This is a genomic window from Streptomyces olivoverticillatus, from assembly GCF_014203555.1.
GTDB classification, from domain to species: Bacteria; Actinomycetota; Actinomycetes; order Streptomycetales; family Streptomycetaceae; genus Streptomyces; species Streptomyces olivoverticillatus.
In genome coordinates this window covers 411,149-424,879 of record NZ_JACHJH010000004.1, presented here as the reverse complement: position 1 = coordinate 424,879, position 13,731 = coordinate 411,149, and the positions used below count along the sequence as shown (strand labels likewise).

The window sequence follows — 13,731 nt, the reverse complement described above, 5'->3', positions numbered from 1 at the left end:
GGCGGACGCGCCTTGGGAGTGGCCTCAGGAGTGGTCGGCCGCGAGCGCTTCCTGGGGGTGGCCGGCGGCCGTGGCGGCCGGTGCGGCCGGTTCCGTGCGGGTGCGCACCGCGGCCAGGCCGAGGACCGTGGCGAGGAGCGAGCCGACGGCCAGCGCGGGCCACACCAGCTGCCCGAGCTGGAGGAACATCCAGCCGCCGAGCATCGGCCCGACGGCCGTGCCGAGACCGAACATGAACTGGAAGCTGCCGATGTAGCGCGACTTGAGGCGGTCCGGGCCGGCATTGGCCGGGTAGGCGAAGACCGCCGGGCCGCCGATGATCTCGCCGAGCGACCAGATGAGGGTGCCGACGACCAGGGCCGCGGGGCCCAGGGGCAGCCCGTAGAAAGCCACTCCGGCGCCGACCAGGGCGAAGCCCAGGCCGATGGTGAGCTTCAGCGGCCAGTTCTGGGAGAGCTTGGTGATCAGCAGCTCGAAGACCACCACGATGAAGCCGTTGAGGGAGACCGCGACCGTGTACCAGAAGACCGCGAGTCCGATGTCCTCGACGTACAGCGGCAGCGTCGACAGGTACTGCACGTAGACCACGGAGTGGAAGAAGGCCGCGAGCAGGTAGAGCAGGTAGCGCCGGTCCCGGAGCACCGCCCCGTAGCCGCCCGCCGGGCCGCGCTCCTCCGGCTGCGCCTCCGCGGCCCGTCCCGCCGTGCGGGCGGGCAGGGTGGCGTACGCGAGCACCGCGTACACCAGGGCGATCAGGGCCTCGCCCCAGAACAGCAGGTCGTAGCTGTGTCCGCCCGCCTTGTAGAGCGCGAAGCCGAGCAGCGGCGCGGCCGTCGCCCCCACGTTGAGGCCGAACCGGTACATCGCGAAGATCATGACCTGCCGGTCGTCGGAGGTCAGCTCCGACAGCAGGGTGGCCGAGGCCGGGCGGAACAGCTGGGCGCACAGGCCGACCAGCGCCACCGCCCCCAACAGCATCCAGAAGTCCGGCAGATACAGCAGCGAGGCCGTCAGCACACTGGCGCTGCCCATGCTGACCACGGTGGCGCCGCGCACTCCCAGCCGGTCCGCCAGCGCCCCGCCGATGAGCGCGCCGACGACGGCTCCGCCCCCGTAGACGCCGAGCGCCAGGACCGTCTGGCTCTTCGCATAGCCCTGGGACGTCAGGAAGAGCACCAGGAAGACGTTGAGGAAGCCGCTGAGCCGGTTGATGAGCACACCGACGAGGACCGTCTTCACCGCGAGCGGGGCCTCGGTGAAGGTGGCCAGGACGGTGGGCCGGCCGGCGCCGGCCGTCTCAGCCGCCATGTGCCGCGTCCTTGCGGACCGTCACGGTGATCGCCTCGCGCACCCGCCGCTCCAGCTCGTCCAGCTCCCGGGGCGTCGGCGCGTCGATGACGAAGGAGACGGCCCGGTCGTCGGAGCTGAGCAGCGGACCCAGCTCGCTGCCGCGGTCCTTGAGGACCAGCACCGCGCGCAGGGCGGGCGCATCGTCCTCTCCCCCGGGCTCGATGGCCGGCCACATGCCACCGTCGCCCACCCAGACGGGCTCGACGCCCGGCCAGTCGACCGTCACGTCGCCGAGGGTGCCGCTCTCGTGCTCCAGGTAGACCTGGCGGGCGTACCGGCCGGGGACGGGGTAGGCGGCGGGCTCGCCCAGCGCGATGCGGACGATCTCCGGCTCCAGGGGCGCGCCGGTGGCCAGGTGGTACAGCACGAGCAGACCGTCACCGGGGGTACGGGCCGCGACCTCCATCAGGTACGGGCGGCCGTCGGCCCCCGTGCGCCACTCGGAGTGGGCGATGCCGTCGGCGAAGGCGAGCCGCTCCAGCATGCGCTGGTTCGCCTCGAGCAGGGTCTCCTCAGCACCGTCGCACGTGCCGGGCACGGAGTGCGCCAGCTCCACGAAGGACTGCGCGTGCGACTCCGTGGTCTCCTTGCGGGTGACCGAGGCGAAGACGACCTTGCCGCTCTGCACCAGGCTCTCCACGGAGTACTCCTGGCCCGCCACCTTCTCCTCGACCAGCAGCGTCTCGTGGCCGGGGTAGCCGGCCAGGTGCGCCCGGAGCTCGTCGGCGCCGGCCACCGTGACCACGCCCGAACTGGAGTGCCGCGTCGCGGGCTTGAGGACGGCGGGGTAGCCGACCGCTTCCGCGTCGAGCTCCTCGCGGCGCCCGGCCGGCAGCACGACCGAGGCCGGGCTGAACTCGTCCAGGTACCAGCGCTGGAGGTACTTGCTGCGGCAGGCGCGCGTGGCCCGCAGCCCGGGGCCGGACAGGCCGAGGGCGTCGGCGAGCAGCCCGGTGGGCTCGACGAGGGTCTCGCCGACCGCGTACGCCCCGACGATCCGGTACCGCTGCCGCCAGGCCTGCGCACTGGCGATCACGCTCGAAGTGAAGGAGCCCTCGTGGTCGAGGGCGCCGTCCACGAACGCCACGTCGTCGATGAGCGCCGCCGGGTGCGCGGGGTCGGCCATGCGGGCCAGGGCGGTCTCGCGGTAGCTCTCCGGGGTGATGAGCAGGATCTTCAGTCCCCGCGCGCTGAGCTCGTCCAGATAGCGGGTGTTGCGGCAGACCACCCAGAACGCGCCGGTCAGCACGAAGGCTTCGGGTGCGGCCGCGGTCTCGGCCGTGCTGTCGGCCGTTCTCTCGGATATGGGGGTCATGCCGGTTCTCCTTGAATGGATATGGGGCTCTCGCGGAACTCGGCCGCAAGGCCCGCTCCGGCCAGGAACGCCATCCAGCGCTCCGCCTCGGCCGGGTCCTCCGCGGCCCGGTTCAGGCCGGGCCGCAGGGCGCCGTCGAGGATCCGGGTGATGCCGTGGGCGAGCGGCAGCGAGACGCAGCGCGCCATGGCGCTCTCGTCGGCGTCGCCGGTCACGTCGAGCAGGTACGCGCCGTGCCACCCGTCGCCGGAGCCGGTCCGCACCTCCAGGTCGACGGAGAGGACGACGCGGTCGCGGTCGGTGTCGGTCATGGGGTGGCGGGCGGCGAGCTCCTTGGCCAGCGCCTCGATGCGGGCCGGGTCGCCGGACTGCACGGTCTCGAAGACCGGCTGCCACGCCTGCCGCCAGCCGGCGTTGCGCAGGGTGCCGCGCACGAAGGTGTCGAGCGGCCAGCCGGACGGGATGCCGTACTGGGCGACGAAGGGCAGGCTGTCGCGGTTGGGGTAGACCTCGAACTCCTCGCCACCAAGGACGAGTTGGCGGGTGGCCTCCCAGGGGCGCTCCGAGGTGCGCTCCTCGCCGCCCAGGACGTACCGGGCGGGCGACCGGAGCGCGTTCAGCACCCCGGCCGGTGCCCAGCTGAACCGGTAGCGGAAGTCGTTGGGCACCGCGGGAACGCCGCCGCAGTACGAGGTGAAGACGGCGGATGCGGCGGCGTCGCCGACCGCAGCCCGGGCCCGGCCGACCAGCAGGTGGGCCATGAGGTGATCGATGCCCGGGTCGAGCCCGGCCTCGGTGAGCTGGACCGTGCCGCTGCCGGCGGCCCGCTCCGCCTCGGCGAGGATCTCCTCCGAGACGTAGCTGGAGCAGGCGAAGTGCGCGCCGTGCTCGCCGCACAGCCGCAGCAGGGTGGCGTGGTGCGCTGCCGGGAGCATCGAGACGACGATGTCGCCGGGGCGCAGCCGGGCGGCCAGCTCGGCGTGGTCCAGGGCGCGCGCCTCGGCCCGGCCGGTGAGGCCCAGCTCCGCCAGCCGTGCGGCGGCGCGGTCGGCGGTACGGCCCCAGAACACGACCTGCTCGGCTCGCTCGCACACCAGGGCCAGACCGGCCCGGCCGGTGGACAGACCGGTGCCGATCCAGTGGACGGTTCCGCTCGCGGGCAGCGGTGCCCCGGTGGATGCCGGTATCTCAGACACGGGCGTTCTCCTCGTCGTGCAGGCCGGCGGCGTTGCGGAAGTCGTTCAGGCAGCGCTCCCACGCCGGGCCGTCCAGCTCCAGCAGCTGGGGCAGCAGCTCGGCGGAGAAGGCGCGGCTCGCCTCGGCGGGCAGCAGGGAGGGCAGGTTGTCGATGGCGATGAGGTCGACCGGTACGTCGCCCTCGCGCAGCCGCCGCACGGGCCGCTCCCAGTCGGTGACGTCGTCGTAGACCGGCAGGACGTTGCAGTCCGAGGTGACGTCGCAGGTGACATCGCACACCACGGAGAGCCGCCGGGCCGGGTCGTCGAGATCGGCGCCCGTCAGGAACGGCGGCACCGGACGGGTGGTGAGAACGGTGTTCACCAGGAGGTCGTGGGCCAGCAGCGCGGCCTTGTCGAGGTTGCGGGTCTCGGCCAGGTCCCAGCAGGTCGGCTCGATGCCCGCCACCGTCAGCGCGTCGCGCGCACCCTGTCCACAGCGCCCCAGGGCGCCGATGACCAGGGCCGTGCACGGCTGTGCGGCGTCGCGCGAGGCGCGCAGCGCCCCGTCCAGCTCCTCCTTGGTGCGGGGGGTGAGCGGCGTGTTCAGCGCCCCCCGGTGATGGAGCACGGCGAGGGCGGCGCCGGTGTATCCGGCCCAGTATCCGAAGGCGGCGAGCCGTCGGCCGTCGTCGTCCACGAGGTATTCGAGGTCGAGCAGGGCGCCGCCGCCGGCGGTGAAGCGCCGGAGCAGCTCCTCCGCGCCGGCCTGCCCCTTGTAGGCGTGGCCGAAGAAGATGTGCCGGTGCCGCAACTCGGCGGGTGCCTCGGGGAGTTCCTTGAGGCCGAGGACGTACTCGCCCGCCGGGGCGTCGGCCCAGCTGCCGGCCGGTGCGGTCCGGCAGCCGGCGGCGATGTAGTCGCCGAGCGGGAAGACGCGCTGGGGCGACTCCTCGACGGTGACCTGGATTCCGCGCTCCACCAGCACCTTTGCGTCCGCGGGCACGAGGGGGGCACGGCGCTCGGACGGCCGGGCCTCATGCCGCATCCACAGTCGTGGCGTGTCGGACATCGCGATCGTTGTTCCTGTCTCTCAGAGGATCGGAGGATCAGAGGTGGGGGATCCGGGCGTTGGGCGACGGCCGGTAGTCCGGCCGGGCGGGCAGCGTGGCCGGGTCCCAGCCGGAGCCGAGCAGCTCGGCGGCGACCGCGGCGGCGATGGCCACCGCCAGGTCCTCGCCGGGGCAGCGGTGGGCGGCGGCCCCGAAGGTGAACACGGCAGGCTCGGCGCGTCCGGGCCGGAAGGCGTGCGGGTCGGGGTTGGCGGCGGGGTCGCGGTTGGCGGCCGCGAGGAGCAGCAGCACGGTCTGTCCGGGGGCGACCTCGGCATCGCCGTGGCGGAAGGGTTCCGCAGCGAAGCGCCTGGTGTTCTGGATGGGCGCGTCGTGCCGGACCACTTCCCGGGCCAGCTGCGCGAGGCCGTCGTCCCCCGGCGGCACGGCCTCGCCGCGGGCCAGGGCGACCAGCACGTTGCCGATGAGGCCGGCGGTCGCGTCGTAGGTCTGGGAGAGGAAGCCGACCGCGTTGGCCAGCAGCGCGGCCGTGTCCGGCCAGTCGGCGCGCTGCGCGGCGCGTACGAGGTCGTGGAGCAGCCCGTTCCCGGCCTCCGCGGCGGCCAGGCGCGGCCCCATCAGTTCCTGGAGCCCCGCGGCGGCCCGCGCCGCCGCCTGCTGCTGCGCCGCGGTCGCCGAGGCGGGGATGCACTGGACGAAGTCGCCGATGAGCCGGGCGGCTTCCTCGTCCGCCCCGGCGTCGAGGCCGCACAGGCCCGCGACGACCCGGGCGGGCACGCCGAACATCAGCTCCGTCAAGCGCGGGTCCGGGCTCGCGGCCAGGCTCGCCCGGGTCAGCCGGGCGGCCAGTGCCGCCGCAGCCGTGGTGTCCGCGCGGCCCAGCGCCTCGACGACGACGCCCTTGAGGCGCTGCTGGAGGTCCCCGTCGGTCATGCGCACCAGGGAGCCGAAGACCTCCCCCGCGGGGGTGCCCACGATCCCCGCGGGCACGGGCTCGGCGGGCGGCCGGACCCGCAGGGCACCGGAGCGCAGGGCCGCCGTGACCGCCGCGGCGTCGCTCGCCACCCAGGCACCCACGGTCTCGTCGTAGGTGAAGGGGCGCTCGGCCGTCAGCGTGGCGTAGTAGGGGTACGGATCCGGAAGCCGGATCGCTTCGATGGGGGAGGTCAAGCCGTGACTCCTCGGTGGGTTCGCCGACTCCGGGCCGGGCGGTTCTTACTTCGCCAGCGCGGCGCGGCGCATGTCGAGCGCGCCGGCGATGGTGAGCAGTTGCACCTCGGAGGTGCCTTCGTAGATGCGCAACGAGCGGATCTGCCGGTAGAGGCGCTCGGGGAGGCTGTCCTTGACCACGCCGGCCGCGCCGAAGAGCTGCACGGAGGCGTCGATGATCTCCTGGGCCGCCTCGGTGGCGTGCAGCTTGGCGATGCTGGAGTGGGCGGGGTAACGGCGGTTGCCGCGGTCCGCCTCCCACGCGGCACGGGTCACCAGCAGCGAGGCGGCGTTCAGCTTGACCTCCATGTCGGCGAGGGACGCCTTCACCAGCTGCAGGTCGATCAGCCGGCCGCCGTACGCGGGCCTGGTGCGCACCCGTGCCAGCGCCGCGTCGGCCGCCCGGCGGGCGAAGCCGACGGCGGCCGCGCCCACCGTCATCCGGAACCGCTCCAGCAGGTCCATGGCGATGACAAACCCGGCGCCGGGCTTGCCCAGGACCGCGTCGTGCGGCACCTTGCAGTCCTCGAAGGCCAGATGGGCGAACGAGCGCGGGGCGATGGGCTCGACGCTCTCCAGGACCCGCGCCCCCGGGGTGTCGGCCGGCACCAGGAAGGCGGTCAGCCCCAGCGGGCCGGACCCCTCGCCGGTCCGGGCGATCACGCAGTAGAGGCCCGCGATGCTGCCGTTGGCGATCCACGCCTTGCGCCCGTTGAGGACGTAGCCGTCGTCGGTGCGCTCGGCACGCAGGGTCAGTGCCGCGACGTCCGAACCGGCCTCCTCCTCGGACACCGCGAAGGCGCCCACCAGGGAGCCGTCGGCCATGCCCGGCAGGTAGCGCTTCTTCTGCTCGTCGCTGCCGTGACGCAGCAGCGGCGTCGCCGACAGCGCCTGGATGGAGAAGGCGAAGTCGGCCAGGTCCTCGGCGTAGGCGAGCGCCTCGCGCATCAGGCACAGCGAACGGAAGTCCCCCGCGGCGGCATCCTCCTCGGACTTGGGGTCGAGGAAACGGAACCAGCCGCTCTGCGCCAGCTCCTTCACCAGGCGGAGTCCGGCCTGCTCCGGGGTCTCCTGCCGGACGCCCTCCCACTGCTCGGTGCGTTCACGGCACCACACGCCGATGTCACGCGCCAGATTCCGGTGCGCCTCGTCGTAGAAGGGGAGTTGCAGGATTTCCGGGTCGAAACTCGTGTCGAGAGACAAAGCCATATCTCCGGGCGGTGAGATGGGGGATGGCGATGAGACGGGGAATGACGGGTCAGATGACCAGGTCGACGCTTTCGGCCTGCGGCGGCGCCGGCTGGGTCAGCGCGGTCCTGACCAGCCCGGACTCCACGAAATAGGCGAACGAGGCGTAGCCGCGCCAGATGCGGCGCCACTCCTCCTGCACGGCCGCGGCACCGGAATTCCGCTGCACACCGTCGAGGTAGGAGACGATGATGTCTGCGGACTGCCGCGCATGACCTGCGGAGACGTTGTCGATCGAGAGGTGCGCCTCTTCGTACGTCGTGTCGAAGTGATAGCGGCGCAATTTCTGTATCTCATGCAGCCGCATTTCACCGAGACCGAACATCTCGATACCGAGATTGTATCCCAGAATTTCGTTGTACAAGGTGTCCGGGAACAATGAAAGACAAATCTGATGGATCGACACCGCATAGAGGTGGTCCGGCAGTTCGTCCTGGTCGAGAAATGCGTCCTGCCGAATGTGGGGCAGGTGCACGGACATGCTGGCGAGCACCTGGTGGATGATCGTGATGTGATTCTTGGCGAGGTCGCCGCGCCCCATCTCGTCCGCGTAGATGGAGAACAGCATGGTGTCGCTCTCGCGGTTGCGGCGGCCGAGGTTCGCGATGCGGTGGGCCCAGGTGCCGTCGATCAGGCTGCCCTGGGCGAAGGTCTTCTGGCCGAAGATCACCTCGTCGCGGTCCGGGATCTCCGTCAGCGGACGGTAGGGGTCCACCAGCTTGTCCCGGTAGATGCGGTCGACGCGCTCCAGCAGCGCCCCGGGGGTGTAGTCGAAGTACTCCGCGTTGGTGTACCGGCCCCCGGCGCCGTGGGTGAAGAGGATCTCGGCGTCGGCCAGCCCGGCCTCGGCCCGCTCCCGGGCCAGCGGCAGGGTGCTGGGGAAGTGCTCGATGTTGACGAGGCGGTGGAAGAACTGCCGGTCGTCGAGCGCGCCGGGCTCCGCCAGGGCGATGTCCTGCGGCTCGGTGCGGGCGATGGCCTCGCTCCACGCCCGGGCGGCCGTGTCGCCGGCCGTGTTCGGCACGAAGGCCGGTTCGGCGGGTTCGCCCGCCGCGATGGCCTCCGCCCAGGCGGTGAAGGTCGCCGCCTCGCGCTCGTCGAAGATGCCGAACATCGGGCCGCCGAACTTGATGCTGCGCAGGAAGCGGCAGCCGCCCTGGCGGGTGGGCTGCATCTGCCGTGACTGGCGGAACTCCGCCATGAAGGCGGCCACATCGAGCTCGGGGTCGTCCAGCCAGTCGGACAGCTTGCGGTCGCCCATCTTCACGGCGCGGTGCTGGCGTCCGGCGAATTCCGCGTGCCGGGCGACGATCGCGGCGACCTTGGCGTCCAGGGACAGGCTCTGGTGCCATGCCGCGAGCTCCGCCAGCATCTCGACGTGTTCGCGTTCGAGCCGCAGCACGAGCCGTACGGCCCGCAGCATGCGCCGCCGGTCCTCGGCCCCGGTCGGCGCCTGGGCGGTGCAGGCGAGGAACTCCTCGATCACTTCCCGGAGTTCGGGCTCCAGGAAGAAGGGCTCGCTGCCCGTCAGCCCGTCGTCGATCCCCAGGGCGTGCACGGCGTAGTGCACGCCCACCACCTCCGGCAGGAAGCTCGCCGGAAGCCGGGACAGCGCCAGGTAGAAGGAGCCGTGCAGCTCGGTGAGGGCGCGGGCCTCCGCCTTGCGCAGGAAGTCCACGTCCTCGATCTCCGGCAGGTACACCCCGAGGCCTTCGAGCGCCCGCCGCCGCAGGTGCGGAAGTCCGCGCCGGACGTTCCCGGAGCCGAGCAGCCGGAAGTGCTGGCCGTACAGACGGTTGACGACGACGGAGGGCTGGGTGGCCGGCTGGGAGACGGTGTCGAGCCAGCACCCGCTCATCAGCGCCAGGGGTGCCCGCTGCCGCAGCACGAGCTCCCGGGTCTCCGGGGCGAGGGCGCGCAGGTCCGCCACGGCCTGCGCCAGGCCCTCGCGTCCTGCGGCCACCTCGGCGGCGATCGCTTCGGCGTCCGGTTCTTCCGCCTCGTGGCCGCCGTCCTCGCCGGGGCCCGGCAGGAAGGCCTCGATCAGTCGGCGGGCGAGCAGCCAGGTGGTCTGCGACTCCTGGTCGCGCAGCAGCCGGCGGAAGAGGTCGCCGGGCTGCTCGGCGAGGGCCTCGGCCGCTTCCCGCCCCGCGGCGGGGGAGAACTCGAAGGGGGCGCGCGGCAGCGAAGTGGTCAGGTCGGGCAGGGGGAATCCTGCGTGCGCGTTCATGACGGGCTCCATTTGGTCCGGTTGCTCCGGTCCTCAGCGATCGGCGCCGGGCAGCTTGCGGAGCAGCACTCCGACGCGTGCGCCGGGGACGCTCGACACGAGCATGTAGTGGCCGCCGTCCCGCAGTTGGCCGGCGGTGTTCCGGTCGACGAGGTTGATCAGGGGATCCGCGGCGAAGCAGTGGCCGAACCGCGTGATGTTGTCGGTGTACAGCTGCTCTTGGGAGAATCCGGCCTGGCGCTCCTTGAGCACGACGACGGGCCGGTAGAGGTTGGGGTGCAGGACGCCGTCCAGGTCCCCGGTCTTCATCTCCAGCGGGCCCAGGAGGCGTTCGTTGACCTGGCGGGAGAGTTCGGGGCTGATCTCGTTCGACCAGTCGAGGGAGCCGGGCCGCTGTGCGGTGGCGCTGCCTTCGATCGCGTAGCTGTCGGCGCCGAGCGGGGCGTCGGCCACCACACAGCCTGCCGCACCATCGCTGAACAGGGCGAAGTTCTCCATGCGTTCGGACTCGTCGTCGATCCGGTCGGTCGTGACGACCAGGACGCGCCGGTGGTGTCCCGCGGCCACGAGCGCCTGTGCCAGCCGCACGCCGGCCAGGAGGTTCGTACAGCGGTTGAGGGTGACGCCGGTGAAGGCGGCGTCACCGAGCCCGATGCCCTCCATGATGGCGGCGACGAAGGCGCCGTGCGTCCGCGGTCCGCCGGGGAAGCGGGTCGAGCACAGGACGAAGCCGTCGACGGACTCCGCCGCGATCCCGGCCGCGGCCAGCACCGCACGGCCGCTCTCGACCGCCAGCTCCTCCAGCGTCCTGCCGGTGCGCCGGATGTTCCCCCAGCCCCACAGCTTGGCCTGCGGCGGCATGCCGAACTCGCGGGCGCGGTCGGCCAGGTTCTCGATGTCCGTGTGCGGGGCCTCGATCTCGCCGAGGACGTACTGCGCACCGGACAGCCAGACACGGGAGTCGCTCATGCCCGCCCCTCGTCGTCCCCGGCGCCGGCCGGCATAAAGCCGTTTGCCTCCGCGTAGGGCAGGGTGTCGGCCACGAAGGTGAAGGTGCCGTCGTCGAGGATTTCGCGTACCGCGCGCACCACCGCACCCAGCGCGGCCCGGGAGAGCCCCGACCCCAGGCTGATCCGCCGGACGCCCAGGGCACTGAGCTCGTCCACCGACAGCCGCGGACCGCCGCCGCCCATGAGGACGTTGACGGGCCGGTCCACCGCCGAGCAGACCGCTCCGATGGCCTCCGCGTCCGGCAGGCCCGGCGCGTACAGCACGTCGGCGCCCGCCTCCGCGTAGGCCTGCAGCCGACGGATGGTGTCGTCGAGGTCGGGCCGCCCGTAGAGGAAGTTCTCGGCCCGCGCCGTCAGAGTGAAGGGGTGGTCCAGGGACCGTGCCGCCTCGACCGCCGCGGCCACCCGCTCCACGGCCGCGCCCAGGGGGAGTACGGGCTCGTCCTCCCGGCCCGTGGCGTCCTCGATCGAACCGCCGGCCAGCCCCGCCTCGCCGGCCAGCCGGATGGTCTGCGCGACCTCCTCCGGCGTGCTTCCGAAGCCGCTCTCCAGATCAGCGGAGACCGGCAGCGGCGTCGCGGCGACGATCGCCCGGGCGTTGTCCAGCGTCTCCTCGCGGCCGACCTGGTTCGCGCCGTCCCTGCGGCCGAGCGCATGGGCGAGGCCGGCGCTGGTCGTGCCCAGTGCGGCGAAGCCCAGCCCGGTCAGGATGCGGGCGGTGCCCGCGTCCCAGGGATTTGCCATGACGAAGGCCTTGGGGCCGGAGTGGAGCTGCTGGAAGAGGATGCCCTTGCGGTACCGCTCGTCGTCGGCTGCACGTGTCTGCATCGGATGTTCCCTTCTGTGGGGGCTCGCGGGAGGGGCCGCTGCCGTCGGCCGACGGCGGTGGGGTCAGATCATTTCGACGTGCTCCGCGGCGCGCGGCGGGGTGCGGGGCGCATCGCGCACAGCCGACCGCAGGACGTCGGTCACCGCCTCGGGCCTGTCGTCGAAGTAGAAGTGGCCGCCTTCCGCCCAGTGGTACGCCGATTCACCGGCGCACTCCTGCTGCCAGGGGCGGAGTCCGGCTTCCTTGATGTGCGGGTCCTCCCGCCCGTTGACGAGGCTGACGGGCACGGTCAGCGGGGCGGCGGGCCGGTAGCGGTAGTCGGCGACCATCCGGAAGTCGGCCCGCAGGGCGGGCAGCAGCAGCTCCTGGAGATCCTCGTTCGCGACGACCTCGGGCGGCAGTCCTCCGAAGAACTGGACGGCCTCCGTGAACTCCCTCCCCTCCAACTTCGCTGTGTCCACCACGCGTTGGGTCGGCAGCAGGGACGGCGCGGAACACCCGGACGCGATCAGACGGCGCAGCTGCGGCAGGTCGCCGAGGCGGCGGGCGACCTCGAAGGCCATCACCGCGCCGAAGCTGTGGCCGAAGAGAAGGACGGGGCGGTCGGCGGCAGCGGCGATCGCCTCGGCCGCGCTGTCGGCGAACTCCGCCATGCCGGAGGGTGCGGCCTCCTTGTAGCGGTGCCCGCGCCCCGGTGGGCACATCGCCACGATCTGCGCCTCGTCCCCCAGGGCGTCCTGCCAGCCCAGGAAGGTGCGCGGATTGCCTCCTGCGTGTGCGAAGCAGAAGATTCGAGCAGCCGGGTCCGGGTGGTCACCGGCGCCCAACAACCATGCAGAGTCGTGCACAAGCATCATTCTGTCCCGCCCGTTGACCGCGATCAGCTGCTGACACCCGGCTTTGCCGAATTCCACCCGACGTCGGCTTGGACGGTCCCCTGCGGGGCCGGCGCGTGCATAACGGCCGTGGCGCCGAGCGCCAGCGCCAGCACTCCCATGAGCCCTGCCGTGCCGGTCAGGAAACCCCGACGGGCCGGGCGGACTCCACTGTGAACAGAACGGTTTTCTCGCATGCCGATTTCACCTCGACGACTGTGGTCGCTTACGGGACGGAAGTGCCTGAAAAAAACCTGGTGTTGTGACCGGAAGGGCGCCCGTATCAGGCGCCGACATACGTCACAAAACCCCATGAGACGAACGGCTGGTGGTCACGGACAGCAATGGGGAGACTCCGCTGAGCCAAAACCCACGGACGCCCGATTGCGTCACCTTTGACGAGATCGATCCTCACCCGCCCGGACCCCGCAAAGAAGATCTAGGATGGCTCGGGTTTTCGCATTACGAGGAAACGGGGGGTCGAATTGCTGGCAAAACGGTCCAATCCTCTCGCCGGAAGGCGCCGCCATGTCCTCAGAAGGCACCACAGCACCCCGACCGACCCGCTTACCGGATATGGAGGATCCCATTCCGGAGGCGGGCGACAAAACCGCATGCAGCCTGCATGACGTCGCCGCAAGGCTGACCGAACTGGCGGAGGTCACACACAGCTACGCGGCACGCCTCGAATCCGGCCAACGCGCGTCCGGAGTGGGTTCCGGGGCGACCGTCACCTATCTCAGCGGTATCCCGGAGATCAATAAGGCCATCGATGCGGCCGTGCAGCGGGCCTGCAAGGAGATACTGACGGCGCAGCCGGACGGGCCCCGGCCGGGCCCGGTGCTGGACGGCGCACTGGAGACGGTGCGCTGGAAGATTTCGCACGGCGTCGAAATGCGCACGATCTATCAGCACACCACGCGCTTCGACGAAGCAACGAAGGCATATGTACGCCAGGTGACCGAGCACGGGGCTCAGGTGCGCACCCTGGGGGAATTCTTCGACCGGCTCATCATCATCGACGCGGCCATCGCCTTTATTTCGGCCAATGACGTGCGGACGGATGCGGTCGCCATCGAGGAGCCGTCGGTGGTGCGGTTTCTCCGGGACGTCTTCGAGCGGTCCTGGGACCGCGCGGAGCGGTTTCCCTTCATCCCGCTGCACGCCGCGAAGGCGGCGGACGACGTGATCCCGTCCATCCGGGAGTCGATCCGCCGGCTGCTCGTCGAGGGCTATTCGGACAAGAAGATCGCGCGGCGGCTGGGCATCAGCGAGCGCTCGCTCCAGGCGCATGTGGCGTCGATGAAGCAGGCGTTGGGCGCCCACAACAGGCTGCAGCTCGGGTATCTGCTGGGCCGGAGCGAGACCACCATCGTGCTGTGAGGGGCCCGGGAGCCGGCAGGGTGCGGTGCCCTGC

General features: G+C 71.8%; 11 protein-coding genes. 1 reads left to right on the top strand and 10 read right to left on the bottom strand.

Annotation, left to right across the window (positions count from 1 at the left end; translation table 11 throughout):
* Window positions 1-24: 24 nt before the first annotated feature.
* The 10 genes from FHS39_RS16105 to FHS39_RS16060 all read right to left on the bottom strand — a co-directional run bounded on the left by FHS39_RS16105 (window position 25) and on the right by FHS39_RS16060 (window position 12,293).
* The gene (locus tag FHS39_RS16105) at window positions 25-1,308 is read right to left on the bottom strand and encodes an MFS transporter (protein ID WP_184350028.1); all 1,284 of its coding nucleotides are present in this window, start codon (window positions 1,306-1,308) and stop codon (window positions 25-27) included.
* Window positions 1,298-2,665: an ATP-grasp domain-containing protein gene (locus tag FHS39_RS16100; RefSeq protein ID WP_184350027.1), complete on the bottom strand. Its 1,368-nt coding sequence runs from the start codon at window positions 2,663-2,665 to the stop codon at window positions 1,298-1,300. Before FHS39_RS16100 ends, FHS39_RS16105 begins: the two co-directional genes overlap by 11 nt.
* Window positions 2,662-3,861 carry a saccharopine dehydrogenase family protein gene (locus FHS39_RS16095; protein WP_343069602.1) on the bottom strand — a complete coding sequence of 400 codons (1,200 nt, stop codon included), beginning with the start codon at window positions 3,859-3,861 and terminating at the stop codon, window positions 2,662-2,664. Before FHS39_RS16095 ends, FHS39_RS16100 begins: the two co-directional genes overlap by 4 nt.
* Entirely contained in the window at window positions 3,854-4,912 is a 1,059-nt protein-coding gene (locus FHS39_RS16090; RefSeq protein ID WP_184350026.1) for a saccharopine dehydrogenase, read from the bottom strand. The genes FHS39_RS16095 and FHS39_RS16090 overlap by 8 nt, the downstream gene beginning before the upstream one ends.
* Window positions 4,913-4,949: 37 nt before the next feature.
* Entirely contained in the window at window positions 4,950-6,083 is a 1,134-nt protein-coding gene (locus FHS39_RS16085) for a cytochrome P450 (protein WP_184350025.1), read from the bottom strand.
* 45 nt (window positions 6,084-6,128) lie between these two features.
* The gene (locus FHS39_RS16080; RefSeq protein ID WP_246470272.1) at window positions 6,129-7,325 is read right to left on the bottom strand and encodes an acyl-CoA dehydrogenase family protein; all 1,197 of its coding nucleotides are present in this window, start codon (window positions 7,323-7,325) and stop codon (window positions 6,129-6,131) included.
* Window positions 7,326-7,380: 55 nt separating this feature from the next.
* The gene (locus FHS39_RS16075; RefSeq protein WP_184350023.1) at window positions 7,381-9,600 is read right to left on the bottom strand and encodes an iron-containing redox enzyme family protein; all 2,220 of its coding nucleotides are present in this window, start codon (window positions 9,598-9,600) and stop codon (window positions 7,381-7,383) included.
* A gap of 33 nt (window positions 9,601-9,633) precedes the next feature.
* Window positions 9,634-10,569 (bottom strand): beta-ketoacyl-[acyl-carrier-protein] synthase family protein, encoded by a 936-nt coding sequence (locus FHS39_RS16070; protein ID WP_045933348.1) that lies wholly within the window; start codon window positions 10,567-10,569, stop codon window positions 9,634-9,636.
* Entirely contained in the window at window positions 10,566-11,438 is an 873-nt protein-coding gene (locus tag FHS39_RS16065; RefSeq protein ID WP_184350022.1) for an isocitrate lyase/PEP mutase family protein, read from the bottom strand. Before FHS39_RS16065 ends, FHS39_RS16070 begins: the two co-directional genes overlap by 4 nt.
* Window positions 11,439-11,501: 63 nt before the next feature.
* Window positions 11,502-12,293, bottom strand: coding sequence for a thioesterase II family protein (locus tag FHS39_RS16060; RefSeq protein ID WP_184350219.1), 792 nt, complete (start codon window positions 12,291-12,293; stop codon window positions 11,502-11,504).
* A 597-nt stretch (window positions 12,294-12,890) separates the two neighbouring features.
* Between FHS39_RS16060 and FHS39_RS16055 the strand changes: the two genes are divergently transcribed.
* Window positions 12,891-13,697 carry a helix-turn-helix transcriptional regulator gene (locus FHS39_RS16055; protein WP_184350021.1) on the top strand — a complete coding sequence of 269 codons (807 nt, stop codon included), beginning with the start codon at window positions 12,891-12,893 and terminating at the stop codon, window positions 13,695-13,697.
* Window positions 13,698-13,731: the final 34 nt, after the last annotated feature.